Source organism: Cupriavidus metallidurans CH34 (genome assembly GCF_000196015.1).
Lineage (GTDB): Bacteria > Pseudomonadota > Gammaproteobacteria > Burkholderiales > Burkholderiaceae > Cupriavidus > Cupriavidus metallidurans.
On record NC_007974.2, the window covers coordinates 2185378 to 2210495 of the forward strand.

The following is a 25118-nucleotide window of genomic DNA, read 5'->3' on the forward strand; positions in this document are numbered from 1 at the left end:
CGCCTGATCCATCCTTGGCCCATCCGTGGGCTCTAGTCCATTCTCTCCGTCAGACCCAACGAGCGGCTGATGATCTCGAGCATGATCTCGGACGCGCCGGCAAAGATCCGCGATACGCGTGCGTCGCGATACATGCGGCTGATGCGGTATTCGTCCATATAGCCCGAGCCGCCGTGCAGTTGCAGACAGTCGTCGATCACGCGGTTCTCCAACTCCGTGCTCAGCAGCTTGGCAGACGCCGCCGTGACGGCATCCAGCCGGCCGGCGTTGTGCTCCATGACGAGCGCATCGAGCCAGATCTGCATGGCGTCGAGCTCGGCGCGGCGGCGGGCCAGCACGAAGCGTGTGTTCTGCAGGGCGCCGATCGGACGACCGAATGCGCGGCGCTCCTTGACGTAGGGCAGCGTCAGATCGAACGCGGATTGCGCGTGCGCGATCGACTGGCACGCGCACAGCAGGCGCTCCTCTTCAAGGCCCTCCGCCAGATAGGCAAAACCGCGCGCCGGATTGCCCAGCACGTTCTCGTCCGGGACGAAGACATCGTTGAAGAACAGTTCCGCCGTGTCCTGCGCGTCCAGTCCCAGCTTTTTCAGACGACGGCCCCGCTCGAATCCCGCCATGCCGCGCTCGACGACGAACAGGCCGAAGGCACGTCGCTCGTCGGGATTGGTACGCGCGACCACGATGACGGCATCCGCGTTGTGCCCGTTCGAGATGAACGTCTTGGCGCCGTTGATGACCCAGCCGCCGTCGCGCCGCTCGGCACGTGCGCCGATCCCGGCCAGATCGGAGCCGGCGCCCGGCTCTGTCATGGCAATCGCCAGGATCGTCTTGCCGCTGGCCGCGCCGGTGAGCCACCGGCGCTTCTGCGCCTCCGTGCCCAGCCGGCCAATATATGGCGCGACCAGCCGCGAATGGAGCGTCAGATACACGCCGACATCTCCGTGGCGAATCAGCTCTTCGAAGAGGATCTGTTCGTAGCGGAAATCGGTCACGCCCGCGCCGCCATAGGCTTCATCGGCCCACATCAGCAACAGGCCCTGCTCGCCGGCTTTCTCGAAGATGGCACGGTCGCAGCAGCCCTGCTCGCGCCACTGGTCCACATACGGGGTGATTTCGTTCTGCACGAAACGCGCGACCGAAGCACGGAACTGCTCGTGATCGGCATCGAAGATCAGGCGGCGGGTCTGGGACATGGTGATGGAAGGAAGGGATACGACCGATGGCCGATCTTAGGACCGGTGCCACAGCCGTGCCTCGTCGAATCCGACGAATCTCCCCTAGGGAAAATCCGGAGCCGCAAGATCATCCATTCCGACGACGCGCCAGCCGTATCGCCGCCTGACAATGCTTCGCAGGCAGTGCTCCGACAACCGATAACGGGAGACAGTTCGTGTATCTGACACAGGCTCTGCACAAGGCATTCCGCGAAAACCCGTCTGGCGTCGCGACGATTTTTGCGCAACGCAGCACGACGTTCTCCCAGCTCATCGACCGGGTTGCAAGACTGGCCAGCGCCTTGCGTGGCCAGGGCGTTGCTGCGGGCGACCGGGTCGCCATGCTGGCGCTCAACTCCGACCGCTACGTCGAGTACATCTTCGGCACGCTCTGGGCCGGCGCGGCGCTGAACCCCGTCAACACCCGGTGGAGCGTCGCGGAAATCGCCTACTCGATGGAGGATTGCGGCACCAGCGTGCTGCTCGTGGATGACAACTTCCTGGATCTGATCGGGCCACTGCGCGAGCGTTGCCCCTGCATCCAGACCGTCATCTATTGCGGCGACGCCGAGACCCCGGCAGGCATGATCGACTACGAGCAACTGGTGCGGTCGAGCGCGCCGATTGCCGACAGCCTGCGCAGTGGCCACGATCTTGCCGCAGTGCTCTACACCGGCGGCACCACCGGCGCACCCAAGGGCGTCATGCTGTCGCACGCCAATATCGCCAGCAACGTGCTGTCGTCACTGGCAGCGGCATCGCGCCCGCCAGTGACGTCGATCCTGCAGATGGCACCGATGTTCCATATCGCGGCGCTCAGCTTCGTCTTTCAGGCCGTGACGCGCCTCGCCACGCAGGTGATCCTGCCCGGGTTCGACCCCAAGGCAGCGATTCGCGACCTCAGCCGCTACCGCATCAACGAGGTTTTCACCGTCCCGACGATGCTGAAGATGATGCTCGACGATCCCACGTTCGCCGACCATGACCTGAGCAGTCTCAGGAACATCATCTACGGCGCTGCCCCGATTGACGGCGCACTGCTGCAGCGCGCCATGGCGCAGATTCCGTCCAGCCAGTTCCTGCAGGCCTATGGGATGACGGAGACCTCGCCTGTCTCGGCGATACTGGCGGCCGATTGTCACGTCGTCGGCAGTCCGAGGCTGAAGGCGGCCGGCCGCCCGGCGCCCGCGTGCGAAGTGCGCATCGTCGATCCGGCAACGGACGAAGACTGCCCGACGGGCACGGTGGGCGAGGTCGCGGTGCGCGGCCCGGGCGTGATGCTGGGCTACTGGAACAAGCCGGAAGAAACCGCCCGCGCGTTGCGCAATGGCTGGATGCACACCGGCGATGCCGGATACCTGGATGCGGACGGCTTTCTATACGTCACCGATCGCATCAAGGACATGATCATCAGCGGCGGCGAGAACGTCTATTCGACCGAAGTCGAGAATGCGATCCTCACGCACCCCGCGGTGCAGCTGTGCGCGGTGATCGGCATCCCTGACGAGAAATGGGGGGAAGCTGTGCATGCGGTCATCGTGGTCCGCCCCGGTCACGAGCTGTCTGTCGATGCGGTGCACGCGCATTGCCGCGAGCGGATCGCCAGCTATAAATGCCCCCGCAGTGTCGAGTTCCGCGCCGACATGCCGCTCTCGGCGGCGGGCAAGCTCCTCAAGTACAAGCTGCGTGAAGTCTACTGGCAGTCGCGCGACCGGCGGATCTGAGCGGTAGCAAGGCAGACGTGGCGCGGGCAATGCCCGCGCCTGCCCGATTCACGCCGTCGGCAATCGATAGTTGCGGTAGTCCTCTCGCAACTTCGTCTTGAGCAGCTTGCCAGTCGCGGTATGCGGCAGCTGATCGACGAACACGACATCGTCCGGCACCCACCATTTCACGACGCGCTCGCTCAGGTACTGCAGCAACTCTTCGCGCGTGACATCCTTGCCGGGACGCTTCACCGCCAGCAGCAGTGGGCGCTCCTGCCACTTCGGATGCGCGACGGCAATGATCGCCGCCTCGTGCACGGCAGGGTGGCCGATCGCCGCGTTTTCCAGGTCGATCGAGGAAATCCATTCCCCACCCGACTTGATGACATCCTTGGCACGGTCCACCAGTTGCACGTACCCGTCCGGATCGATGGTGCCGATATCGCCAGTGGGAAACCAGCCGTCCTTGTCCAGCACCTCGCCACCCGTGTGCTTGAAGTAGCCGCTTGCGATCCACGGCCCGCGCACGTGCAGATGACCGAAGGCGCGTCCGTCGTGCGGCAGTTCCTGACCATCGTCGCCGATGATCTTCAGACCTACGCCCCATACCGCGCGTCCGGCCTTCATCTTGATCGTGGTCTGCTCGTCCTTTGGCAGGGCGGCATGCTTGGGCAGCAGGCGGCCGGTGGTACCGATCGGGCTGGTTTCCGTCATGCCCCATGCCTGCAGGTACTCGACGCCAAAGTCGCGCTCGCAGCGCTCGATCATGCTGCGCGGCGATGCGGCGCCGCCCGAGCCGATGATCTTCAGGCCAAGCGCCTTCATGTCGATCTCCGGGTGCTCGTCCAGGAACTGGAAGAGCATGAGCCAGACTGTAGGCACCGCCTGGGAGACAGTTACGCCTTCGTCGCGCATCAGTTCGTAGAGCGATTGACCATTGAGGTGTGGCCCGGGCATCACCATCTTGGCCCCGACCATGGCCGCCGCATACGGCATTCCCCAGGCGTTGGCATGGAACATCGGGACCGCCAGCAGCACAGACGTTGACGCGCCCACGGCGAACGCATCCGCCGCGCACGCCACGAGCGAATGCAGCACGGTAGACCGATGCGAGTACAGCACGCCCTTCGGATTCCCGGTGGTGCCCGACGTGTAGCACAGCGACGACGCCGCGCGCTCGTCCAATTCCGGCCAGTCATACGTATCGCTATGCTCCGCAAGCAGGTCCTCGTAGCAAAGCAGGTTGGGCACGTCGATCGCCGGCATGTTCGCCCGCTCCGTCATGGCGACGTAGTGCTGGACGGATTTCAAGGCCGGCGCCAGCTTCTCGACCAGCGGCGCGAAGCCAATATCGAAGAACAGGACCTTGTCCTCCGCGTGGTTGACGATGTACTCGATCTGCTCGGGGAACAGACGTGGATTGACCGTGTGCAGGATCGCGCCCGAACCGGACACCCCGAAATACAGTTCGAAATGACGATGCGTGTTCCAGGCAAGCGTGCCGACACGGTCCGCCACCCCGACACCGAGACTCGCCAGCGCGTTGGCAACGCGTTTGGCACGCCGATGGATCTCGGCATAGTTGGTACGGTGGATCGGGCCCTCTACCGTTCTCGCGACGATCTCCCGCGTTGGATGGTACGTAGCCGCGTGCTCGATCAGCGATGAAATCAACAGCGGTCGGTCCTGCATCAGTCCCAGCATCGTGTCTCCTCCACTCTATGTATCGGTGTGCTTGTCGGTGTGCTGCCAGGATGCGGCGGGGCCCGGGCCTGGCTTTTCGTCGTTGGCTTTCCCGCCAGCAGTGTCGGCCGCGCTGGCCCGGCAGGTAATCGTCGAAAGCGACGAATTTCGGCGCTGACGGGTGTTCGCGCTCAGCGCTTCAGGGACAGCAGGGTGCGGCAGCCGGCCGGCAGCGGATGCGCGGCGTGAGCCTTGACGGCGAGCGCCAGCTGCTCGGCAAGCGCCCCGGGGAACGGTGCCGCCCTGCGCGTTTCCAGGTTCACGTGTACCGAGAGCTGTTCCATGGTGGCCGCCACGTATCCCTCGGTGGCATGGGAGAGTTCCATCAGGCAAAGCAGACGCTTGTCGTCGGACTGCAATGCGCGCACGCGCAGCACAACCGGAGATCCGACCAGCAGTTCGCGGTAGTAGGCCACATGGATGTCGACAGTGTAGATCCCGCAGCGGGTGGCCTCGGTGTAGCCGAGCCCCACGCCGAGTTGCTCAAGCAGCTTGAAGCCCTCGCGGTCGAACACCTCCACATACCGGGCAGCGTTCATATGACCGTACTCGTCGATCCAGCCTTTTTCCACTTCGAATGTCGAGCTAGGAAGTTCAGGCCTTTCTGACCATGCGGACCATGCGGACCATGCGGACCATGCGGACATGCCGTCTCCTGATCTGCGCAGCCTTACACATTGGCTGCCGATGTTGTTGTCCGCAAATGGTACGCCAATGCCTCAGTATTCGGCTGCCCCGCTGATCCTCCGCGTATACCCCAACATTTCCGCATATCGCGGACTCATTTGAAATTTTTCTTGTTGACGCTCGCGCGATAGGGAGTCCGCCCATACCGGCGGAACGCAAGTTTGCAGTGCAGCAAAGGGGCACGATTGGAGGGCGTATTGCATGGCTCGCAACTACGCCGCCTGTGCCTCCACCCAGTGGCTTTCCACCATGCGCCGATCCAGCAGGGGGATGATGGTCCCGAAGCCCAGGTGCTGAAAGTGCGCCGACTCGCGATGAGCCGTCAGTCCGTCGGCATCCCGATACTTCTCCAGGATCACGAAGTGGTTAGGATCGGCGGGCGAGCGGAAGTACTCGTAATAGAGATTCGCGGACTCGGTGCGCGTGGCCTCGGCCAACTCGGCCAGAAGCCGCGACACCTGGTCGCCGTTGCCCGGCTTCGCGTGGTAGTGCGCGATGACCTGCAGATAGGAGGTGGTCAAGGGATTATTTCCTGATTGTCTTGGCTTGCGGATCACATGCCCACAAGCGCTGATCGCTGGTCGATACCGCAAGCGCATCATGGGCGATGGCACTGCGGATATCGTCCTGGGTGCTGACAAAGCCGGACGCCACAATGGGCGGCAGCCCTTTGCGAACGGACCCGGGCAGGTGCTGCAGCATTGGCGCCGGCATCAACTGAACCAGGTTCGCATCGCTCTGTTCCAGCGCCTTGACGCTGCGTGGCCACGTTGACCGGTCGGTCACGAAGACCTTCTGCATGGTCATCATCCCGGCGCGATTGGCACGCTGGATGGTGGCCACGCGCGTCGACACCAGACTGGTGACGCCGATGTCGGCCAGGTACTCGACGCCGCCCTTGTCCTGCGACAGCCCTTCGCAGCTATCGATATTGACGATCACGTACTTGCCGGCCTTCGTCAGCGTGGCAATCACGGGCTGCAGCCGCCGCAGTTCCACGTTGGCGACAATCGAGACTTCCGCCTCGCTGTCGATGAAGGCATCGATCTGGTCCGCGCCGTACAGCGTGGCGATTACAGGGTGTCGTGTCAGGCGGGCGCCGAGAGACCTGTCCATGGCTTACTTCTTCACTTCGTGGGGCAGCACGTCCGAAAGGCCGAGCTTGCCCGGATTGAGGATGTTTTGCGGATCAAGTGCCCGCTTCACTGCCACCAGCACCGGGAACGCCGTGTCGAGCGACGGCGCCATGTAGGGCGCGCGCAGCAGACCGATGCCGTGATGGTGGCTCAGCGCCGCATTGTATTGGATGAGCACCGCGTTGGCCGCATCCCATGCCGCGCGATACCACTTCTGGCGATCTCCCACGGCCACGTCACCGCGCAACGAAAAATACAGGCACGCGCCATCCACATAGGCATGCGACTGGTGCGCGGAACCCGCCAGCGTGCCGGGCACCGCGTTGATCGCCGCCACCACGTCGGTGTAGATCGCGGCCAGATCGCTCCACGGGCCGGCCATCTCTAGCGTGTCGGCCACGAAGCCGGGGCTGCGCTTGAAGCCTTCGGCACTCTTGCCAGTCAGGTAACGCGTGTCGAGCCAGCGCTCGAAGATCGCGTCACCATCGAGCCTGTCACCAAGTTCGGCGCAGACACGCTCGCTGATCGCCATCACGGCGTCAACCATTTCCTTTGTGCCTTCATCGGCCACCAGCAGCACATTGGTCTCGGGCAGGCCGAACTGCACGCCACTTTCGAGTTCGTCGTAGAGACGCAGCGCGGCGGGATTCGCGCCACGTTGCATGATCTCGCGGCACGCGTCGAGGCCGATCGCGAAGGTCTTGAAGCCGTAGGCAATAGCGCGACCATAGTCGGGCAGCCGATGCAGCTTCAGGCGCACGCGCACGATTACCCCGAGCGTGCCTTCCGATCCGATAAACACCTGCATCAGGTCCGGGCCCAGCGCGGCGCGGGGATAGCCTCCCACGGTCACCAGGCTGCCGTCGGCCAGCACCACGTCCATGCCGACCACCATGTCCTCGATCTTGCCGTAGCGCGTGGAAAGCTGGCCTGCGCCGCGGCATGCCACCCAGCCGCCGACCGTGCTGATCGCGTACGACGACGGCCAGTGGCCCATCGTCATGCCGTACTCCTGCTGAATCGTCTGCTCGAAGATATCGCCGAACATGCCCGACTCCACTTCGACGATCTGGCTCTCGCGGTCGAAGCCCAGCAGCCTGTTCACATCGCACACATCGAGCACGATGCCACCGCGCACGGGCAGCGCCGCGCCAGTCACGTTGCTGCGGCCGGCCGATACGGTCACGGGAATGGCTTTGGCGTGCGCAATGCGCATCACTGCCTGAATCTGCTCGATCGTGGAGACACGCACGATCACGCCACGCGGCGTGGCGGGCTTGCCGCCCGTCTCGGTCATCATCGAGCCAGCCCACCAGTCGCGCGTCCACTCAACCACGTCACTGGTGGCGGTCAGAACGTGATCGGCGGCCTTGCGCAACGCGTCGAGCGTGTCGTTGTCGATCGCGACGGCATCCCGCTGCAGGCCCGGCGCGTCTGGCGTCGCCGTGATACTCCCGGCAAAGTGAGGCGGCGTGTGCTTGCCGACGACGTAGTTGCCACGGTTGTAGCCGCGCTTGATGGCTTCCTTGCTGATCATGTTGCTTCTCCCATTAGGACGGATTTTTCGAGGGCGACAGCGGCCAGGTAGTCACTGACCTGCTGCGCGACGGCCTGCCCGGAAAGTCCGAGCTCGGCCTGGAGGATCTGGGCCACGCGTGGCGCGGCCTGCGCCGATGCGTCACGCGCCATCAGCCGCGCGCGAATGCGGCGCGACAGCACGTCGTCGACGGTGCCGGCCATTTCGTGACGCACGGCATAGACGATCTCGGCTTCGGAATGCGGCAAGCCTTCGACAATGGGCCGCGCGAGCGCCGGGTCGGCCTGGAGGATGTCACTGACGAAACGCGCCTCGGTGCCATAGCGCTCGCCCAGGTGCGCGGACATGCCTCCCGACGCAACGATGGCTTGTGGATCGTATCCGGCAGCGCCAAGCAGAAAGGCCGACTTCGTCCGGCATTTCGCACGCTTGCCAAGAACCTTCTGCGCCGCGTCGACGGTCTGCTCCGCCATATGGCGCGAAGTGGTGAGCTTGCCGCCGACGATCGTCACCAGCCCATCACCAGCGATATGGATGTGATGGTCGCGCCGGACTTCCAGCGTCTTGCCGCCGGGCGGTGCCACCAGTGGACGACAGCCAGCGATGCTGCCAACCACGTCTTCTGGCGCGATATCGGTCTTCAACGCCGAACGCGCGCCCTCCAGCAGGAAATCAAGCTCCTGCCGCGTGCACATGACATTGTCGAGATCGCCTTCGTAATCTTCGTCCGTGGTGCCCAGGTACGAGACGTTGCCCCAGCGCGTGATCGTGGCGCGACGACTGCGGCCCGGCACGGGAATCGTCACCGTGCAGTCGTTGCGGATCTTGAGCCACGGAATGGCGACGTGAACACCCTTGGCGGGCCGGATGTTCAGGGTCTTCTGCTCGCCCTTTCTGCCACCGGTCCAGTCGCGCAGCCACACACCGGTGGCCATGATGACCACGTCCGCACGCGCGCGGATCTCGCGGCCGTCGGCTTGAATGATCGCGCCATCCACCTTGCCGCTGGCATGACGCGTGATTTCCGTGACCAGTGCGTGGTTGGTCACCACCGCTCCGTGAAACGCGGCGGTGCGTGCGATGTTCAGCGTCAGCCGCGCATCATCGACGCGCGCATCGAAGTACAGGAAGCCGCCCTTCAGATGTTCATCGTTGAACGTCGGACAATGCGACAGCACTTCCGCCTTCGTCAGCTTCTGGTGCAGGATGCCTTCACGCCAGCCGCCGGCCAGATCGTAGGTCCACAACAGACCTTCGAAGGCCTTGGCCAGGCGCTTGTCGAACACACCGTCACGTTCCATCACCGGAAACAGGAACGGCAGGCGCTGGACCAGGTGCCGTGCATTGCGGCGCAGCCGCTGACGCTCGAGCAGCGAATGGCGGACAAGACCGAGGTTGCCTTGCTCGATATAGCGCAGGCCACCGTGCACCATCTTCGATGACTTGGATGACGTCCCCGATGCGAAATCGTTCTTCTCGACCAGGGCCACGCGATAACCACGCAGGCTGGCGTCCAGCGCCGCGTAAGCGCCGGTGACACCGCCACCGACGATGAGGATGTCGAATGCTTCCGATTCCAGCCGGTCGAGCTGTTCACTGCGCACCAGCCGAAGCGGCTCGACGCGGGTCATGGCGGCGCGCTCGCGGTTTGCGCTGCGGGATGGAAAACCCATCATGTTGCTTGCTTCTCCTGATCGGTCAATGCGCGGCAAATGCCTGCACGTGGGAAAGCTCGGAAGCGACACGCGCGTGCCAGAGCGCACGCCGTTCCTCCCGTTCGTCGTCGCCGATGCGCGGCATGAACACCGCATCCGGCAACGTGGTGGTGCGGGCTTGCTGCAGCGAATCCCACATCAGCCCCGATGCGCCAGCCAGATAGGCAATGCCACGCAGGCTGGCCCGGTCGGTCTCCTGCATCCGATGAATCGGCAGGCCCGTAAGGTCAGCCTGCATCTGCAGCAGCGCGTCGCTGCCCGACAATCCCCCGCCGACGACGAGATCACGCACCGGCACGCCGGCAATATCGCGGTTGGCATCGATGCAGGACGCCACGGAATGCGCGATGCCTTCCAGGATTGCGTAGGCGATCTCCGCCTGAGTGGTGGCCATCGACACCCCGTTCAACGCAGCGCGCGCCTCGGGCCGCATCTGCGGCACACGCAAGCCCGTCAGCGCGGGAATGAACGTCACGCCGCGCGATGACGGCACCGACGCAGCCAATGCGCTGATCTGCTTCGCGCTTTCGAACCAGTGCAGCTTGTCGCAAACCCAGTTCAGCGCCGAGCCGGTAGTAGCCACGAACGTTTCCACCGAAAAGTGCGAAACCCCCTCGAAGCGACGTGCCGTCATCGTCAGCGTGCTGTCCGACTGCCCGCTGCGCTCGGGCAGGTCCGGGCCGATGACGAGATCAACAAAGCTGCCGGTGCCGTGCAGGCACATCGACTGGCCGGCGTCGAGACAACCGAGGCCGACTGCGCCCGCCAGTTGGTCGCCCGCGCAGGCGAGGATCGGCACGTCGACGCCAAGCAGGTCGCGGCGCGTGCGCCCGAAGTCGTCGGCATCCTGGCGCAACTCTGGCAGCAACTCTTGCGGGAATCCGAGCGCCTCGACCCACTCCGTCAGGTAGCGGTGTTCACCAAGAACATAGGCACTGCACGATGTGGCATTCGTCGGTGTGGTCACACACGCGCGTTCGGTGGACAGGTGCCACAGCAGCCAGCTATCGACGGTGCCGAACGCAAGCCGGCGATCGCGCCACGCATCGGCGACGGCGCGCGTCTCCCGCAGATGTCGCGCGGCCCACAGGTAAGCCGAGCGCACGCCGGCTGGACGACCAACGGTGGCGCGCAAGCGCGGGTCCCACGTGGATGCCATCTGATCGAGGTCCGCCGCGTACCGCGTGTCCTGCCAGACCATTGCGGGCACCAGCGCACGCCCCGTTACGGTGTCCCACAGCACGCCGGTGGAGCGCTGCGTGGCGATGGCCAGCGCGACGATGCACAAGTCGTTGCGTTCGGCTTCGGCCAGCGTGGCGCGGCAGACTTCCAGTGTCTTTTCCAGCAGCACGTTGGCGTCCTGCTCCACCACGCCGGGACGCGGTGAATCCACCTGCAGCGTGGTGTACTGCTGACACGAGACGTGGCCGTCGCTGGCAACCACCGCGGCACGCGTACCAGACGTGCCTTCGTCGATCGCCAGGATGACGTTCCTGTTTTTCATGGTGTTACTTCTCTGTAGCGGGATGCATGAAGCCGGCGCCGTCGCGTGCATCGCTGCGGAACTGCGGCGCATCGGCTTCGTTATCGGGATGAATGGCCGTGCGCGTGGGGTCCCAGCGAATGAGGAAGCAGATAATGCTGGCCACCAGCGGCACGACGGAGAGAATCAGGAAAGTGGTTTCGAGCCCGTAGCGCGCGCGAAACAGCGGGAATACCAGCAGGCCCAGCGCGGCTCCGATGGCACCCAGCGCGCCGATAACGCCGTTGGCGCCCGCGCGCAGTTCGCTGCGGAATGACAGCGACGACAAGCTCTTGCCATTGGCGCCAGGGCCGCCCGAGTGGAACAGGATGAACAGCGACGGCACGACCACGGCCACCCATGTGGGCATCTTGCCGTTGAACAGGCCAAGAATCAGCAGCATCACGAACACCGCCGCGAAGCCGTACGCGGAAGCACGGCGCAGGCCGAGCTTGCGGCCGATCACCGGTGACAGGAAGCCACCGAAGATGCCACACACATTGAACACCAGCGCGCCAATCGTGGCATAGACAAAGTCCTTGCCGAACAGCGCCGCGCTGATCAGCGGCAGATACCAGCCAATGCCGAAGTACTGGATCGACTGACCGATCTGCACGGTGGCCGCCAGAATCGTGCGGGGCAAATAGATGCCACGGAAGATCAGCAGCACGTTGGCGAGACCGCGGCGTGCCATGTTGGTCACCGGAACGCGCTCGGCCAGTGGCGCAGCTTCGAACGGACGACCGTAGATGCGTGTCATGGCCTGCGCGGCGGCTTCGAGGCGCTCCTTGCGCGCCAGCCATGTCGGGCTTTCCACCAGGAACAGTACTTGCAAGATCAGGATGCCGACGCCAAACACAGCCGTGGCCGCCACCGAGTAACGCCAGATCGTGTCACCGACTTGCCACGAGTAAAACAACAACGCGAGCAGCAGGTTCAGGCAAACAGCCGTGTACCACATGCCCTGCCAGGTATTGAGACGGCTCTTGAGCTTCACGGGCGTGAACTCCGCCAATACCGCCATGGCAATGGCGAAGTCGATACCGTACGCGGCACCGACGAAGAAACGTCCCACGAGAATCGCGTTGAAATCGGGCGCGAATACCACCAGCAAGGCACCCACGACGGCAAAGACCTTGGCCAGGATCAGCGGTTTGACACGGCCCCAGCGGTCAGCCATCCAGCCACCCAGCGGATTGAAGGCGATGGCCACCCACGAAGCGAACGACGTCAGCAATGCCACCTGCGCCGGTTCCAGCTTCAGGTCGCGCGTCATGGGCCCTAGGCCCGCGCTCAGTGCGGAATTGGAGAATGCGTCGAGGAACAGTCCGCCCAGTGCCAGCCACCAGATGACGCCGGCGCGGCCGCGAATGCCTGGACAGGAATCTATGAAGGCGATGACATCATCGATGCCACGTATCTTGATGGCAGAGGTTTGCACGGCGGTCTCCTTGTCGTTGTTCTGTAAGAGGCCGCAGCAAACTGCACGCGCTAAGAGACCATCTTACAGATGGTCTCTTATCTGAATCTGCCCAGCGAATGTATGCGCTCCGCCAGGTGGTGTCAACCGGGAAAACCCGGTTGTGCCGGGACGATTCGCTACAAGAATGGATTGCCGGAGGCGCGGGAGGATCTCCCTTGCGCTAAGCGGCACGAGAAGCTGGCGCGCCAACGCCTCAGAATAGGCGCGGCTCTGCGCGATTGCGATAGCCTTCTCGATGCCGAGCGGGGTGGGCTTGCCCGCCATGTCGGTGACGACGATTTCAGTGTTGTCAGGCAGCACCGCCATCCACTCGTCATGCGGAGTTGGGTCGGGCCGGTGAATGGGAAAGAACTCGCTGGGAATGGCGAGCACTGTCTGCGCGTGCAGGCTCGAGTCTAGAAGCGAGCTCACGTGGACTCAACGCGCAATGGCTGCTGCTGCATGACCATCCAGTCGCGAGCAATGTTCGATAGCTTCAATCGTCGCTCGCCGGAAGCGGTCGCCAGTCGAGATCTTCGGCGCGGCGGGCGCTGCTGCCGCACTTGCCTCTCTGGCGATGCGTGCCGATCTTGCCAGCAGCGCATCGGCGTCGAACCGGTGGTGGCTCCCGAACTGCGCCTGCTTTTGCGTGAGGCGGGCCAACTGGTCACGCAGCCAAACGTCGCCGCGATCTGCGAACGCACCTGGCTGGATCAAACGAATGGACATGACGGACTCCCCTTGCGTCCAGCCAAAGGCCGGTGACGCGCCTGACTCGTGGAAGCGAGACGTCGTATTTCTCGCTTGGAACGAAGAGTAGTGATCCGCCTTTGATGGCGCTCTCTGTTTCTTGCGCTAGAAATACTCCACCCCTTGCGGTGCCCTTTTTAACTTCAACAGGAACACCAAAGTCAGATCAAGGCGGTAGTCGCCACGCGCGCAGCACGACAAAGACGTCCGCGAGTTGCGCGGCGTGTGTCGTAGAACATCTCCGAACTTCGTCGCAAGAACCGGAGTTTTGAATCGCGAAGCGATGTCTACTCTTTCGCTCAGATCATCGAGCGGTTTCGTTGATCTTCCGAAACTATCCATGAGGATTCCAAATGAGCAAAGAAGACGACAACAAGGCCGTCGTCGGCCGGTGGTTCACCGAATTCTGGGGGAAGAATCCCAATCTGGCGGTCATCGACGAAATCGCCGCGCCCGACATGCTGCTTCACTATTCGCTGCATGAGCCCCGTCGCGGCCGCGCGGACATCAGGGCATTCATGACTGACTTCCGTAAGGCGTTCCCCGACCTCAACTTCTGGGGCACTGCCGACCTGATCGCGGAAGGCGACTACGTGATTGGCCAATGGGAAGGTGGTGGCACGCACACCGGCCCGGCGCACGATGACTTCCTGATCGGTGGCCTGCCTGCTGCAACTGGACGCAAGATGCACTTCACCGGCACTACGGTGCTGAAGGTGATCGACGGCAAGATCGCAGAGGAGCGCGGACTGGACGATGGCGTTACCGCGCTGACGCAACTCGGTCTCATCAAGGCCACCACCAAGAACGGCGACGCTTGATGAGTACTAAATGAGGCAAGTTGTTCCGCGCCTTTCTGGCGCGGAACAACGCTCCCGATCGGCACAAGTAGGCCTGCAATTCTTGCGGGCCTACTTCATCTACGAGCACGTATTTTCTTTACGCGATCTTCCGAGTTACACCGCAGGAAACGGAGCGTAGTAAATCAAGTTCGGCAGTACATTTGGATTACCTTCGCTTTGTGAGGCGGGCGGCATTCCATCAACGCCAGCCTCTCATGGCTGGCGCTCTTGTTTGCTTTACCCCTACTTCGATGGATCTGCACCATGACTAAGACTGCAAGCACCGACCCTGTTGCGCAATCACTGCTGGCTTGGGTGACGGCGGTGAAGCATGGCTTACCGCCGCGGGATGTCTCCACGTCGCGCCTTGATGGAATGCGACTTGAAGACCTCGTGTTGCGTCTTCTCGATCTGGACATCGAGCAGGCCGCGAGATTGGATGTCCTGGCGGATTCCGGCTCACCAATCGAGCGAAGCCCGATACGCTTCTATGAGACATTGCAGCAGGCTACTCCATGACACCCGAGGCCTACGACTGGATGAACATCGGGATTTCGCTCGATGCTTATGGAAACGCCGTGCTGCCCGGCCTTCTGACGGTGGAGCAATGCGATGGACTCGCGGCACTCTACCCCAATGAGAAAGGCTACCGCACACGGATCGTCATGGCGCGCCATGGATTCGGGCGCGGCGAGTACAAGTACTTCGCTTACCCGTTGCCACCGCTGCTGGAACAGCTACGCCACGCGCTGTACCGCCGGCTAGCCCCGATTGCGAATCGCTGGAATCTGCAGTTGGGAATCGACGTGCAGTACCCGGATGATCTGGTCGCATTCCTGCGACGGTGCCACCAGGCGGGCCAGACCCGGCCGACACCGCTGATCCTTCAGTACGGTGAGGGCGACTACAACTGTCTTCACCAAGACCTATACGGCGAGCACGTCTTTCCGCTGCAGGTGGCCATCCTGCTGTCGGAGCCCGGCAAGGATTTCGCTGGCGGAGAGTTCGTCATGACAGAGCGTTCCACAAAAGGTCAGCGCGCGGATGTGGTTTCGCTGCGTAAGGGTGACGCGTTGGTATTTACCGTGAATCATCGGCCTGCGATGGGACGGAGTGGCGCTCGCAAAGTCTCCATGCGCCATGGCGTCAGCCGCATTCTCTGACCTTGCCCCTGTTCCACGAATCCCATAACCGAGGGAATTAGGCAGCCCGGTGTTGCTGAGCTGCGGACCAGTTTTTCTCGAACGTCATGGGGCTGACGTAGCCCAGCGTCGAGTGGAGTCGGCTGGCATTATAAAAGCCAAGCCAGTCAATTACCTCGTCCATTGCGGCGCGGCGGGTAGCGAACTGGCGACCGTGCAGGCGAGCGACCTTCAACGACCCCCACAGACTCTCAGTCGGCGCGTTGTCCCAGCAATCGCCCCTGCGGCTCATTGACGAGCGCATGCCATACGCCTTCAGGGCGTCTTGAAACAGATGGCTGCAATACTGGCTTCCCCGGTCGGTGTGCACAATCACACCGGCTTCCGGGCGGCGCCGGAACCAGGCCATGCGCAGCGCGTCCGTGACCAATTCGGCCTTCATGTGTGGTTGCATCGACCAGCCAACCACCTGCCGGCTGAACAGGTCGATGATGACCACCAGGTAGAGCCAGCCTTCGGCGGTCGCCACATAGGTTATGTCGCTCGTCCAGACTTGATTGGGTGCTGCTGGGCTAAAGTCGCGTTGCAGCAGATTGGGGGCCACCGGCAAATCGTGGTTCGAGTTGGTTGTCGCGATGTACTTGCGCTTGTGGCGGGCACGGATGCCGTGCAGCGCCATCAGCTTGCGAACACGCTCCTTGCCCACCCGCACCCCACGCGCCAGCAGTTCCTTCCACATGCGCGGCCAGCCGTACTCCCCCTTGACCCCGGCGTGAATCGCCTTGATGTGGGCCAACAAGGCATCGTCACTGAGTCGGCCTCTATCTGGCCTGTCGGTGCTTACTGTGCGTTGCTTGCGCTGGTGATAGCCGCTGGGGCTGACCCCTAACAGCTCACACAGGACCGAGACCGGCCAGTAACGTCGGTTTCGCTCGATGAACGCATACCTCACACCGACTCCTTCGCAAAGTATGCTGCGGCTTTTTTTAAAATATCGCGCTCCATCTTCAAGCGCGCCACCTCCGCCCGAAGCCGGGCCAGCTCCATCTGCTCCGGGCTGACCGGCTTCATACCCGCACCAGTCAGCTTGCCTTCCCGCTCCGCCTTGACCCAGTTATGCAGCGTCTGCGCTCTGATGCCCAGGGTCGCGCTAACCACTGCCATGCTCTGCCCGCTCTTCACCAGCCGTACCGCTTCCAGCTTGAATTCCAGCGTGTACTGCGCCCGCTTTGTCTTGCTTGTCATCACATCTCTCCTTGCTTCAGTTTAACCTCAGCAAGGGATTCGTTTTGCGGGGGCAAGCTCAGACCTCACCTTCTGCAGCCTTGAGCGCGGCGCTGTGTTTGGCCACCATCTCGGCATTGTTTGCCTTGATAGCTTCGATTAGCGGGCGCAGCATGGTGAAACGTGTATCGGCAACCTTCGCGATGAAGTCGGCAGTCAATCTCCTTTTCCCTGTTTCTATCGCGATGGTTTGTGCCAACTCGAAAATCCGCGAGCACACGGCTGGATTCCTCTGCGACTTTTCACGGAGTATGACGTCCAATTCCTCGAAGGTCGCCAACTCTTCCAGCCATTGATACCTAACGAGTTCTCTGATGTACAACTTCCATTCCCGGTCAGCCATCTGGGGCGGCAACAGGCGAATACCCGAGTCTGTAGCCCGGCGCTTTGAATGCATGTTGTCCGGGTAAAGCTCCATAGCGGTCGGCAGCCCAACATGCAGGGATGGAACGCGAATCCTGTTGGCGAAAGTCATGAAGAAGTCGATGTTTCTGTAATGTCGCCTTGGACCGGCCAGAGTTTCATAGACACTCACGAGCCGTTTAGCGCGTAGCGCCGCTCAAACTCTACAGGTGACAGGTCGCCGGCGGAACCGTGCCGGCGAATCGGGTTATAGAACATCTCAATGTAATCGAATACGTCCGTGGCAGCAGTCGCCCTGTTCGGGTAGATGCGCCGCTTGATTCGCTCCTTCTTCAATGCACTGAAGAAGCTCTCGGCAACGGCGTTATCGTGACAATTACCGCGACGACTCATGCTCGGCACCATGTTGTGTGCCTTCAGGAATGACTGCCAATCATCGCTGGTGAACTGGCTGCCCTGATCCGAATGCACCATAACACCTGCCCTCGGTTTGCGTTTCCAGACTGCGGCTAGCAAGGCCTGCAATACCAGATCGCTGGTCATCGTTGATCGCGTGGCCCAGCCAACGATCTGACGCGAGTACAAATCCATGACTGCCGCCAGATACAGCCAGCCTTCGTAGGTTCGGATGTACGTGATGTCGGTGACCCAGACCTTGTTCGGCGCATCGGGGGCGAACTCTCGATTCAAGACGTTCGCCACCACGCCGACCGGACCGCCACGATAGCGTGGCTTGCTGCCGTAACCAACCTGTGCGCGCAGGCCTTCTCCTTTCATCAGTCGATGCACACGGTGACGGCTGCAAGCTTCGCCAGATTCACGCAGATCTACCGTGATCTTGCGGTAGCCATAGACGCCACCGCTGGCCAACCAGTGATGCTTGATCAGACCCAGCAGCCGATCATCCTCCCGCCGGCGTGGGCTGGATGCCTGGCGTTGCCAGACGTAGTAACCGCTACGATGAACGCCCAGTACCCGACACATCGTGCGCAGGCAATATTCACTGATGTGGGAGCGCATGAATGCGTACCTTGCCGCTATCCCTTTGCAAAGTACGCGGCGGCTTTTTTTAGAATGTCGCGCTCCTCTGTCACGCGCTTGAGCTCGGCCTTCAGTCGTCGAATCTCGGCGTTCTGATCCAGTTCGGCCCGCTGCACGACGTCCGGTTTCTCGAACTTCCTCTTCCAGGCGTACAGGCTATGGGTCGTGATGCCCAACCTCTGCGCCACATCCGCCACCGAATGACCGCGCTCAGTGACTTGCTTGACTGCCTCAATCTTGAACTCATCCGTGTACCGCTTGCCGCTCATACTGACCTCCTCGGTTGCCACAAATTATGGCTCGAAGATGTCTACGAAAGGCTGGCCGGTCCACCTTGCATCGCGAAGTACATTGTGGATTTCATCGAGAACTAGCAGACCCGTGAAGTGTCTTTCCAAGGTCCGCCCGACCAACGCCATGCGGTCGTCCAGACCCATTTGCTTCGTGATGTACTTGGCATATTTAGAGCCAAGTTGCTCATCGACCTGTTCCAAAATCCAATACATCAGTTGCTTCAAGCTGCCGTCTGGCGGGCATTCAACCTTCAACCACACGAGCTGGACGATTCCATGCTTGGAGTGCTTCAGCACCTGAGGCAAACACTGAAGGGAGCGATCGACGACCGTCGACTTGCCGATTCCAGAAGGCCCCAGCAACCCAAAGGTCGCTGCATGAGAGGGCATATGAGCCTGCAACGGCAGAACAGTGCCTGTTTGCATAGCCAGCCGATATCGTTCCTGGAGGGTCTGCCGCCTGTTCACTAAGGGATTGCGGGACGCGTACCCGTTCCAGACGTTCTTGAAGATGTCTTGCATGACGCTGATATGCCAAGGCAAGGTCTCCAGAAACGTACGCAATCGCGAGACTGCATGAAGTCGAAAGCTTCGAGGCATAAACCGTTGCTCGTCAGAAAACGACGGATAGCTTGCGAAGCCTTTGATGGTCTCCTGTCCGTAATAGTCTTGAGGCAGCGCCTCGACGAGCGGATTCCCTGCGAACTCGGGGATGAGCGACGGCAGGTACTCCGCTTCGATGAAATCGCGCTCCCCCTCGAACGTATGTGAAGGGAGTATGTATTCGTTAGGCTTGGTTTTCATCTTTGTCTCCTTTCAGGTCATCTGGAGGGTTTCTCTTTGCTGCTTCCAGGAGCGCGATTGAAAGATCGCCGAAGTCTTCCCACGACTCCTCGGCCTGCTCTTCCACCTTCTTGGGTGTCTCGACAGGAGGTTCGTTGCGCAGGATTTCAGGCACCTGACCGCTGCGTAGCAGGTCTTCGAGTTCGCGCTCATTTGCCTTAGCGTCGCGGATACTCTTCGTATCTAGCTGCTTGACGCCGGCTGCGACCATGCGCTCTTCCTTCTCCTTGATGGCTCCCTCGACGATGGCTTCCCTCTGGTCACGCAGTGCACGCTTGAGTGGCTCCGCGTTGTCAAAGCCATCATTCAAAGTGCGCGCAGCGTCCTTCTGCAGCTTTTCGATTTCTGCCAGGCTCACTACCTCGTCATACTGCTGCCCTGCCGTCATCCGAAGCGTCGCTCTCTCGAACGATCCGTCTTCATGGAGGACGAACAGCTTTGCCGGATTAATCGGGTCATATGCGACCTCGACCTTAAAGTTCTTCTTTCGGGATCGGGGGAACCACTCTTCCTTCATCGCACGCGGTGTCTCATAGAAGCGAGTCGCAAACCCGATACCATATTCAGAGACTACGGCTTCACCGCGCGGGTACACGCAGGCTCGAACCTCGTCGATGTGAACAGTCCGGAGTGCTCCACTGAGCTTGCTGATACCGAACTTCCACAGTTCCACGGGGGTTGGACTCAGCTTTGCGGCAACCATCTCAGGAATCTGCTTCTTCGTGCGGAGGGGGCGGTTGTTGTACTCGATGACGCTGACGAGGAACACCGCTGTGAACTCGCGGAGGGTGAGCACCGCGTCCAGTCGATAATCCTTGCCGCCCCGCTCTCTAAAGTCCTTGTCGACGTAGCCCGGCACAAACGGCGCCCAAACGGCGTTGAGCAGATTGAAGCGCGACTCGACAATCGACTTCCAGTCGGGCCGGAACGCCGCCGTATTAGCGACGTCCATAATCATTCGCTGAACGATGCGATCCCACGCCTTGACGCTGATGAATTCCGAGCCGCGGTCTCCAAGTAGCTGACTCGATAAATGGTGCGCAGGCCAGTGTTCCTCTTTGGTTTCGATTCCGTATTCGGCGCAAAGGGCAACCTTCGGCGTCACAACGCTCTCCATCGCCAGCGCGGCCCCCTCAATTGAAGGAGGGGAGAGAGTGACGTACACACCAACAATCTGCCGAGAGAACGTATCTGAGACGATGTAGATCGTCGGCCGACCGACAATCGAAAGCCTGTCCAGAGCCGACACGAGATACACGTCGGCAATCGTCGCGTCTATCTGATACTGCGCACCCGGCCCGTACGTATCCACCGTCCCGTTGAACGCGCGCATCGAAAGATTGAATCTCCGTTCACCATGCTTCTTGCGTTTGCGCTGGGTAAACGGGCGCGTGAAGTACAGGTGATGCTGAAGCTGGCGTCTGGTGAAGAGCTTTGTCGCGGGCCAGTCGTGACAGAACTTCTCGTGGATAAAGTCGAGAGCCAGTTGCAGCGTGCGCTTCGGCGCACCGAGCAAGTAACTTACGCCGGCTTCAAGTATGGAGCGGTTGGATTCGTTAACTTGTGTGCCATCGCCTGCCTTCACGCTCCTCTTTGCCCCGACCTTACTCAGTGCATTCCTTTGCTTGCCGCGGCCGCCGCAATTGGCCAGATCGCCCTCCAGAGCGGAGACCGTCATTCCACGGGCAAGGTATCGCTTGAGCTGAAAGGTGAGCGTAGCCCGGGGCTTCCCCACTTTGGCCACCTGCTCCTCGATAGCCTTGCCGCGTTTACTCGGGGTCAGAATGTCGATCAGCTTCTTTCCCTTAACCAAATCGAAAATCCAGCGCATTCGTTCAAGGGCAAAGGCACTAGGCTCAGCCCGGACCTTGACTGCGTACGGGTCCTCTCCAACGAAGACCAGAGCGTCGTCGCCAACGTAGTCAGGACTGAACCGTGCCCTCAGTTCGTCCGTGAGGCATGCTTGCGGCCAATCATCACCGCTTACCGGCACATAGAAGGTGTGGTACGACTGGCCACCTGTCCAAACGATGCGCTGGAGCGGACTCTTCGGGTCATTCCGCAGCCGGAACAACATGTTGGTGGCCAGCTCAGGCAGACGTTGGATTTGGAGATTGCTCATCACTTGCTCCGAACGAAAATCTCACAATCCTTAGTGATGTCGCCGTCGTCGATATCGGTCGAGAGGACACGCTCGGCCAGCAGCCAGCGAATCGCAGCGATGGATGTCCCCATGGGAAGGCAAAGCGCGAGGTCCGCGCGGAAGGCCAGCTCCCAGAAACTCATAGGTCCGCCCTCGACTTGGCCTACCAGGCAATCATGCAGAGGATTCGCACCAGGCGCATACGGACGCTCGGTGGGCGCGCGACGCGCTTGATAAATCCAATGCAGGTTTCGGGAACGCTGCACCTTCAGCGTTGAGGAAAGCGCAACCCGCGTCGGAACACCCCGTCGCCGCCAAAATTCCTCGGCGATCGCCAGCTTTTCTTCCGTACGTTGTTCTTCGTAGTGGGCGTCTTCCACTACTGCGACGGCTTCGAGTCCGCGCTTCCTGACGAGCAGCAGGTCCGTTGTAAGGGGAATGGCGAGTCGGTACTTCGTGCTGTAGGGATGCCTGAAGCCCAACTCGGCGGCAATGCCGCAGGTGAGCGCGACCGGGAGCAGCGGATACTGTTCACGAATGTCCAGCATCTCCTCATCCCACCATGCTTCCAGGTAGGCGTAGTACTCGTTGTCAGACAGTAGATGGTGTGTTCGATAGCCCGTGAGTGCCGACGACGTGCGATGGACGCGGCCCAGGGACGAGAAGTCGTTGACCTGAATCCACGGACGGTACGCGTTCCCGCTTCCCATTCCTCGCCCTTCACGCAGAAATCTTTCTAATTTCTGTGGATTCATTTCAAACGGAGACCATACGCCGGCCTTCCGCGTACGTATGACTTCTTTCCCCTTCGCGCGGCCCGACACTGCGGGATTGAGAAGACGCTTGGCTACCGCCGACAAATCTTGTGACTTTTTGGTCAAGTCCAACTCCGATAATTGTTCAAAGCCGGGACTAGCTTTTGTGGCGTGCACATTAAAGTCCCGTGCGAGCGTATAGGCCGAAAAAATGCCGGGCTCGTGCGCTTTGGATGCGGATGACGAAAAGTCCAACGCTGGGAGGGAATATTTCGGGGAGATTTATTTCTAGTAGGGGACGCCACCCATCGCCGATCTGACATGCAAGTATTCTTTAAATCACATTTCAGGCGCAGCCCGCTGCGATACAGTGGCGCCGAGCACGGGCGAGCTATCTACCCCACTCGCGTCAATCGAGACCCAAGACAGATGGCTCCTGCCGCCGGCGTGCGCTGCTTGCCATTGGCACCCTTTGGCGGTACACCAACATCGATGTTGCGGCTCCGTGCAAGCGCCGGATGCTCGTCAGGCGGCGACGCGTTCCTTCAAGTGCCGCGGGTCCAAGGAATACCCCGAGATCTGCGTCTGCTCCGGCCTCGTCGTCAGCAAGGTCACGAGTCGCTCCCACGCACCTGGTTCAGTCAGCCCCCGCCAGTTGTCAACGATGCAGGCGCTGTCGAGAAGTTGGGGTACAACCTGACGCGCGTCGCAATCGACAAGCACAGGATGCTCAGGCTGTCGCCGAACAAGGTCGTTTTGCAGCCAGTCGCGTCGCGAGCGATTGTTGGTCACTCTGGCACGAGGCCCCCTGCATTCGCGCCACGTAGAGCCAATGACGTGCGAGCGAACGGACTCGGGGAGCAGGCGCAACGTACCCTGGTAGCCCACAATCTGTACCCACCAGTTGTGCAGGACGACGACGGTCGATGGGCAGGCATCCATGAGCTGTTCGAGGATTGTGTTGTTCTCGAACAGCGTATGTCCGCCAGCGCGAAGGCGCGGTGCACACCCTCCGTGAAACGAAACTAAGTTCGGATGAAGCACGCCGTCGAAGGCAAGGTATAACGTGGGCATGGTGGTCATTGCATGACCTCCTCGAACTGTTCCGCTACGAACGAACCCTTGCTCTGCGGGCTCGAAGAAGCGATAGAATGGCTGTGGCAACCTGTCGGCTGACGAACCAAGTTTCTCTCGACGCACTGCATCCTGAGAGGGGCTGGACTGTTGCCCCATGAAACTGCAAGAGGATCCGAGTTGGCGCACACGAATACTCCATGGTCGAGATTGGCTACGCGCACTGCACGAGGAGTGCTTGCGCGCAAGGACTTCTCTTTTGCCCAACTAGCCGAACGCATCTCCGTTGATGGAATGCCTGAATCCCTGCGCGGAACGGAGAGCAAAATCCATCGAGGCACCTATAGCCTTGCCTTCTTTCTGGCAATGCTTGATGTCGTTGGAGCGGAATACCCTACGCAATGGACAAAATTCATTGATTCGAATAAGTCCTGGGAAAATGCTGCCAAACATGTCTTCCTCCATGAGATGAAAGCCCATGGGCTGAGCGTCAAGGACCTATCCGACCGACTTGAAGAACTAGGCATATCGCTTAAGCCAGAAAAGGTCGAAGCGCAGCTCGCGAATGGAGAGCTTCCATTCACGGCGTTTTTGCAATTGGCGCTGGTAGTGCCAGTCTCAGAGTTCACGCGATTCGTTGATCGCAATGACCTGCTGGAAGCTGCAGGCGACAGGGAATTCAGCGCTTTCCAAGGAAAGCCCTGAGCGTCTATTCCGGGAGCTTCGCACGGGCTGAAACACCGCCCAAAGATATGGCTCACATGGTGAGCAGATGGATAGAGCCCGGTCTATGCCGAGCATCAAGCTAGCAAGCTGCCATGTCGTTCTACTGTGGGCTCTTGCTGTAGTGCGATGAAAATCGCACCTCTAGAGTAGTCCGTCGGGCGAGAAAGGCAAGGGGATTTTCGTCCTTTAAGCCCACAGCCCGACGGTGCACACCCTACTCGGCCGTGAGGCTAACGTAAGCGTCCGTGACATCCTGGGCCTCGAGCATCCGCCTATCGAAGATCCCATACATTGACGCAATGCACTTCCCGATCGCGGTGCAACCCGGCTCGCCCTGCAGCCGGAGTTTCTTGCCCGTCAGCGTCACCACCGAGCGTGACGACAGATTGAGAGCTGCCAATGGCAGCGAGGCCTTGAGTCGGCCACCTGGTGAAAATCGCCCGACAAGATGCACCCTCCCAGCTGGCGTTCTGATCAACCTCCACTCCTCGACAAAAACTATGTCGACGAGCTGGAGCGGCCAATTTCTCAACTCATCAAACTGCTCAGGCTTCAGTGGCATCACACGCTCACGCCGCTGAATGAACTTCTCTTCTCTCGTTCTTGAGGGTCCCATTTCGTTCTCCTAATCACGATGAACGTAGCCCTTCGATTGGCCGTATCCACTGAGATTTTCTCAGGGGTACTTAGTCATGCATTGGTTAGATGCCTCAAGGACTACAATCGGACAGATTTACGCAGCGCATCCGAAAGCGGCACGCAACGCAAAAAGAGCTGGCTTCTCTATGGTTCTGATTTTTGCCAGCAAGAAAGCGTAAGTTTCCTCGCCAAAGCACAGCGAGATAGCTCCGAACACGGCCCAGTTAGATGATTCGATGAGCGGGTTCGATATAGTCAGGCGTGACGTTCTTCTCCTCCTTTACGGCGTTGACCAACTTCCACACTGACCACACGTGCATCCCATCGGGGTCATGACCTGGGCCGCCAGAAAGGACATAGGTGCGTCCGCTTCTGGTCGTACCGGTCCGCGCGGCGGCATCGAAGGATTCGATTGCGGAGCTGACTCGCCCTGATCCGCTGTCCATACATCGGCCGACGAAGTGTCGCTCGCCGCGTTCAGTTTCGTAGACGGTCCAA

The 25118-nt window shown here is 60.9% G+C and carries 24 protein-coding genes; 5 read left to right on the top strand and 19 right to left on the bottom strand.

What is annotated here, in order from left to right:
* Positions 1–32 precede the first annotated feature (32 nt).
* Positions 33–1196: an acyl-CoA dehydrogenase family protein gene (locus RMET_RS27805; protein ID WP_011519843.1), complete on the bottom strand. Its 1164-nt coding sequence runs from the start codon at positions 1194–1196 to the stop codon at positions 33–35.
* A gap of 197 nt (positions 1197–1393) precedes the next feature.
* Here RMET_RS27805 and RMET_RS27810 point away from each other — a divergent pair, with 197 nt between their 5' ends.
* Positions 1394–2941 (top strand): long-chain-fatty-acid--CoA ligase, encoded by a 1548-nt coding sequence (locus RMET_RS27810; protein ID WP_011519844.1) that lies wholly within the window; start codon positions 1394–1396, stop codon positions 2939–2941.
* Positions 2942–2989: 48 nt separating this feature from the next.
* Here the strand turns inward: RMET_RS27810 and RMET_RS27815 are convergent, their stop codons facing one another.
* From RMET_RS27815 to RMET_RS27860, 10 genes are all read right to left on the bottom strand, one after another.
* A complete protein-coding gene (locus tag RMET_RS27815) occupies positions 2990–4627 on the bottom strand; it encodes a 3-(methylthio)propionyl-CoA ligase (protein WP_011519845.1) in 1638 nt (545 codons plus the stop codon).
* A 170-nt stretch (positions 4628–4797) separates the two neighbouring features.
* The gene (locus tag RMET_RS27820; protein WP_011519846.1) at positions 4798–5313 is read right to left on the bottom strand and encodes a thioesterase family protein; all 516 of its coding nucleotides are present in this window, start codon (positions 5311–5313) and stop codon (positions 4798–4800) included.
* A 252-nt stretch (positions 5314–5565) separates the two neighbouring features.
* The gene (locus tag RMET_RS27825; protein WP_029309720.1) at positions 5566–5874 is read right to left on the bottom strand and encodes a putative quinol monooxygenase; all 309 of its coding nucleotides are present in this window, start codon (positions 5872–5874) and stop codon (positions 5566–5568) included.
* A 4-nt stretch (positions 5875–5878) separates the two neighbouring features.
* Positions 5879–6469, bottom strand: coding sequence for a glycerol-3-phosphate responsive antiterminator (locus RMET_RS27830; protein ID WP_011519848.1), 591 nt, complete (start codon positions 6467–6469; stop codon positions 5879–5881).
* A 3-nt stretch (positions 6470–6472) separates the two neighbouring features.
* Positions 6473–8026 (bottom strand): FAD-binding oxidoreductase, encoded by a 1554-nt coding sequence (locus RMET_RS27835; RefSeq protein ID WP_011519849.1) that lies wholly within the window; start codon positions 8024–8026, stop codon positions 6473–6475.
* Positions 8023–9702 carry a glycerol-3-phosphate dehydrogenase/oxidase gene (locus RMET_RS27840; protein ID WP_011519850.1) on the bottom strand — a complete coding sequence of 560 codons (1680 nt, stop codon included), beginning with the start codon at positions 9700–9702 and terminating at the stop codon, positions 8023–8025. The genes RMET_RS27835 and RMET_RS27840 overlap by 4 nt, the downstream gene beginning before the upstream one ends.
* Before the next feature lie 22 nt (positions 9703–9724).
* Complete coding sequence (locus RMET_RS27845) at positions 9725–11245, bottom strand: FGGY family carbohydrate kinase (RefSeq protein WP_011519851.1); 1521 nt, start codon at positions 11243–11245, stop codon at positions 9725–9727.
* 4 nt (positions 11246–11249) lie between these two features.
* Positions 11250–12704, bottom strand: a complete 1455-nt coding sequence (locus RMET_RS27850) for an MFS transporter (RefSeq protein ID WP_011519852.1) — start codon at positions 12702–12704, stop codon at positions 11250–11252.
* A 63-nt stretch (positions 12705–12767) separates the two neighbouring features.
* Positions 12768–13157, bottom strand: coding sequence for a hypothetical protein (locus RMET_RS27855; RefSeq protein WP_011519853.1), 390 nt, complete (start codon positions 13155–13157; stop codon positions 12768–12770).
* A 6-nt stretch (positions 13158–13163) separates the two neighbouring features.
* Positions 13164–13454, bottom strand: a complete 291-nt coding sequence (locus tag RMET_RS27860) for a hypothetical protein (RefSeq protein WP_011519854.1) — start codon at positions 13452–13454, stop codon at positions 13164–13166.
* Positions 13455–13828: 374 nt separating this feature from the next.
* Here RMET_RS27860 and RMET_RS27865 point away from each other — a divergent pair, with 374 nt between their 5' ends.
* The 3 genes from RMET_RS27865 to RMET_RS27875 all read left to right on the top strand — a co-directional run bounded on the left by RMET_RS27865 (position 13829) and on the right by RMET_RS27875 (position 15480).
* Entirely contained in the window at positions 13829–14296 is a 468-nt protein-coding gene (locus RMET_RS27865) for an ester cyclase (RefSeq protein ID WP_011519855.1), read from the top strand.
* A 285-nt stretch (positions 14297–14581) separates the two neighbouring features.
* On the top strand, positions 14582–14836 hold the full coding sequence (locus tag RMET_RS27870; RefSeq protein WP_049799811.1) for a hypothetical protein: 255 nt from the start codon (positions 14582–14584) through the stop codon (positions 14834–14836).
* A complete protein-coding gene (locus tag RMET_RS27875) occupies positions 14833–15480 on the top strand; it encodes a 2OG-Fe(II) oxygenase (RefSeq protein WP_011519857.1) in 648 nt (215 codons plus the stop codon). Before RMET_RS27870 ends, RMET_RS27875 begins: the two co-directional genes overlap by 4 nt.
* A gap of 37 nt (positions 15481–15517) precedes the next feature.
* Here RMET_RS27875 and RMET_RS27880 read toward each other — a convergent pair.
* From RMET_RS27880 to RMET_RS31855, 7 genes are all read right to left on the bottom strand, one after another.
* Positions 15518–16704, bottom strand: a protein-coding gene (locus tag RMET_RS27880) for an IS3-like element ISRme13 family transposase (protein ID WP_085960481.1) whose coding sequence is annotated in 2 segments (ribosomal slippage) — positions 15518–16449 and positions 16449–16704 — 1188 coding nt in all. Because the reading frame shifts where the segments join, the coding sequence is not laid out codon by codon here.
* A 58-nt stretch (positions 16705–16762) separates the two neighbouring features.
* A complete protein-coding gene (locus RMET_RS27890; RefSeq protein ID WP_035823017.1) occupies positions 16763–17218 on the bottom strand; it encodes a hypothetical protein in 456 nt (151 codons plus the stop codon).
* 56 nt (positions 17219–17274) lie between these two features.
* Positions 17275–18416, bottom strand: a protein-coding gene (locus RMET_RS27895) for an IS3 family transposase (protein ID WP_085960507.1) whose coding sequence is annotated in 2 segments (ribosomal slippage) — positions 17275–18179 and positions 18179–18416 — 1143 coding nt in all. Because the reading frame shifts where the segments join, the coding sequence is not laid out codon by codon here.
* A gap of 24 nt (positions 18417–18440) precedes the next feature.
* Positions 18441–19244 carry an ATP-binding protein gene (locus RMET_RS27905; RefSeq protein WP_029309851.1) on the bottom strand — a complete coding sequence of 268 codons (804 nt, stop codon included), beginning with the start codon at positions 19242–19244 and terminating at the stop codon, positions 18441–18443.
* Positions 19228–21405: a Mu transposase C-terminal domain-containing protein gene (locus RMET_RS27910; RefSeq protein WP_011519860.1), complete on the bottom strand. Its 2178-nt coding sequence runs from the start codon at positions 21403–21405 to the stop codon at positions 19228–19230. Before RMET_RS27910 ends, RMET_RS27905 begins: the two co-directional genes overlap by 17 nt.
* Positions 21405–22307, bottom strand: a complete 903-nt coding sequence (locus RMET_RS31850) for a TnsA endonuclease N-terminal domain-containing protein (RefSeq protein ID WP_152560201.1) — start codon at positions 22305–22307, stop codon at positions 21405–21407. The genes RMET_RS27910 and RMET_RS31850 overlap by 1 nt, the downstream gene beginning before the upstream one ends.
* 399 nt (positions 22308–22706) lie before the next feature.
* A complete protein-coding gene (locus RMET_RS31855) occupies positions 22707–23264 on the bottom strand; it encodes an HAD domain-containing protein (RefSeq protein WP_049799813.1) in 558 nt (185 codons plus the stop codon).
* Positions 23265–23465: 201 nt separating this feature from the next.
* Here RMET_RS31855 and RMET_RS27925 point away from each other — a divergent pair, with 201 nt between their 5' ends.
* Positions 23466–23960, top strand: a complete 495-nt coding sequence (locus tag RMET_RS27925) for a DUF6471 domain-containing protein (protein WP_011519864.1) — start codon at positions 23466–23468, stop codon at positions 23958–23960.
* Positions 23961–24195: 235 nt separating this feature from the next.
* Here the strand turns inward: RMET_RS27925 and RMET_RS27930 are convergent, their stop codons facing one another.
* Positions 24196–24543, bottom strand: a complete 348-nt coding sequence (locus tag RMET_RS27930) for a hypothetical protein (RefSeq protein ID WP_152560199.1) — start codon at positions 24541–24543, stop codon at positions 24196–24198.
* Positions 24544–25118: the final 575 nt, after the last annotated feature.

Excerpts from the sequence above, each read along its gene's own strand:
- RMET_RS27805 (WP_011519843.1), bottom strand. The coding sequence starts at position 1,196 with ATGTCCCAGACCCGCCGCCTGATCTTCGATGCCGATCACGAGCAGTTC.
- RMET_RS27815 (WP_011519845.1), bottom strand. The coding sequence starts at position 4,627 with ATGCTGGGACTGATGCAGGACCGACCGCTGTTGATTTCATCGCTGATC.
- RMET_RS27820 (WP_011519846.1), bottom strand. The coding sequence starts at position 5,313 with ATGTCCGCATGGTCCGCATGGTCCGCATGGTCCGCATGGTCAGAAAGG.
- RMET_RS27830 (WP_011519848.1), bottom strand. The coding sequence starts at position 6,469 with ATGGACAGGTCTCTCGGCGCCCGCCTGACACGACACCCTGTAATCGCC.
- RMET_RS27835 (WP_011519849.1), bottom strand. The coding sequence starts at position 8,026 with ATGATCAGCAAGGAAGCCATCAAGCGCGGCTACAACCGTGGCAACTAC.
- RMET_RS27840 (WP_011519850.1), bottom strand. The coding sequence starts at position 9,702 with ATGATGGGTTTTCCATCCCGCAGCGCAAACCGCGAGCGCGCCGCCATG.
- RMET_RS27845 (WP_011519851.1), bottom strand. The coding sequence starts at position 11,245 with ATGAAAAACAGGAACGTCATCCTGGCGATCGACGAAGGCACGTCTGGT.
- RMET_RS27860 (WP_011519854.1), bottom strand. The coding sequence starts at position 13,454 with ATGTCCATTCGTTTGATCCAGCCAGGTGCGTTCGCAGATCGCGGCGAC.
- RMET_RS27865 (WP_011519855.1), top strand. The coding sequence starts at position 13,829 with ATGAGCAAAGAAGACGACAACAAGGCCGTCGTCGGCCGGTGGTTCACC.
- RMET_RS27870 (WP_049799811.1), top strand. The coding sequence starts at position 14,582 with ATGACTAAGACTGCAAGCACCGACCCTGTTGCGCAATCACTGCTGGCT.
- RMET_RS27875 (WP_011519857.1), top strand. The coding sequence starts at position 14,833 with ATGACACCCGAGGCCTACGACTGGATGAACATCGGGATTTCGCTCGAT.
- RMET_RS27890 (WP_035823017.1), bottom strand. The coding sequence starts at position 17,218 with ATGACTTTCGCCAACAGGATTCGCGTTCCATCCCTGCATGTTGGGCTG.
- RMET_RS27905 (WP_029309851.1), bottom strand. The coding sequence starts at position 19,244 with ATGAAAACCAAGCCTAACGAATACATACTCCCTTCACATACGTTCGAG.
- RMET_RS27910 (WP_011519860.1), bottom strand. The coding sequence starts at position 21,405 with ATGAGCAATCTCCAAATCCAACGTCTGCCTGAGCTGGCCACCAACATG.
- RMET_RS31855 (WP_049799813.1), bottom strand. The coding sequence starts at position 23,264 with ATGACCACCATGCCCACGTTATACCTTGCCTTCGACGGCGTGCTTCAT.
- RMET_RS27930 (WP_152560199.1), bottom strand. The coding sequence starts at position 24,543 with ATGCCACTGAAGCCTGAGCAGTTTGATGAGTTGAGAAATTGGCCGCTC.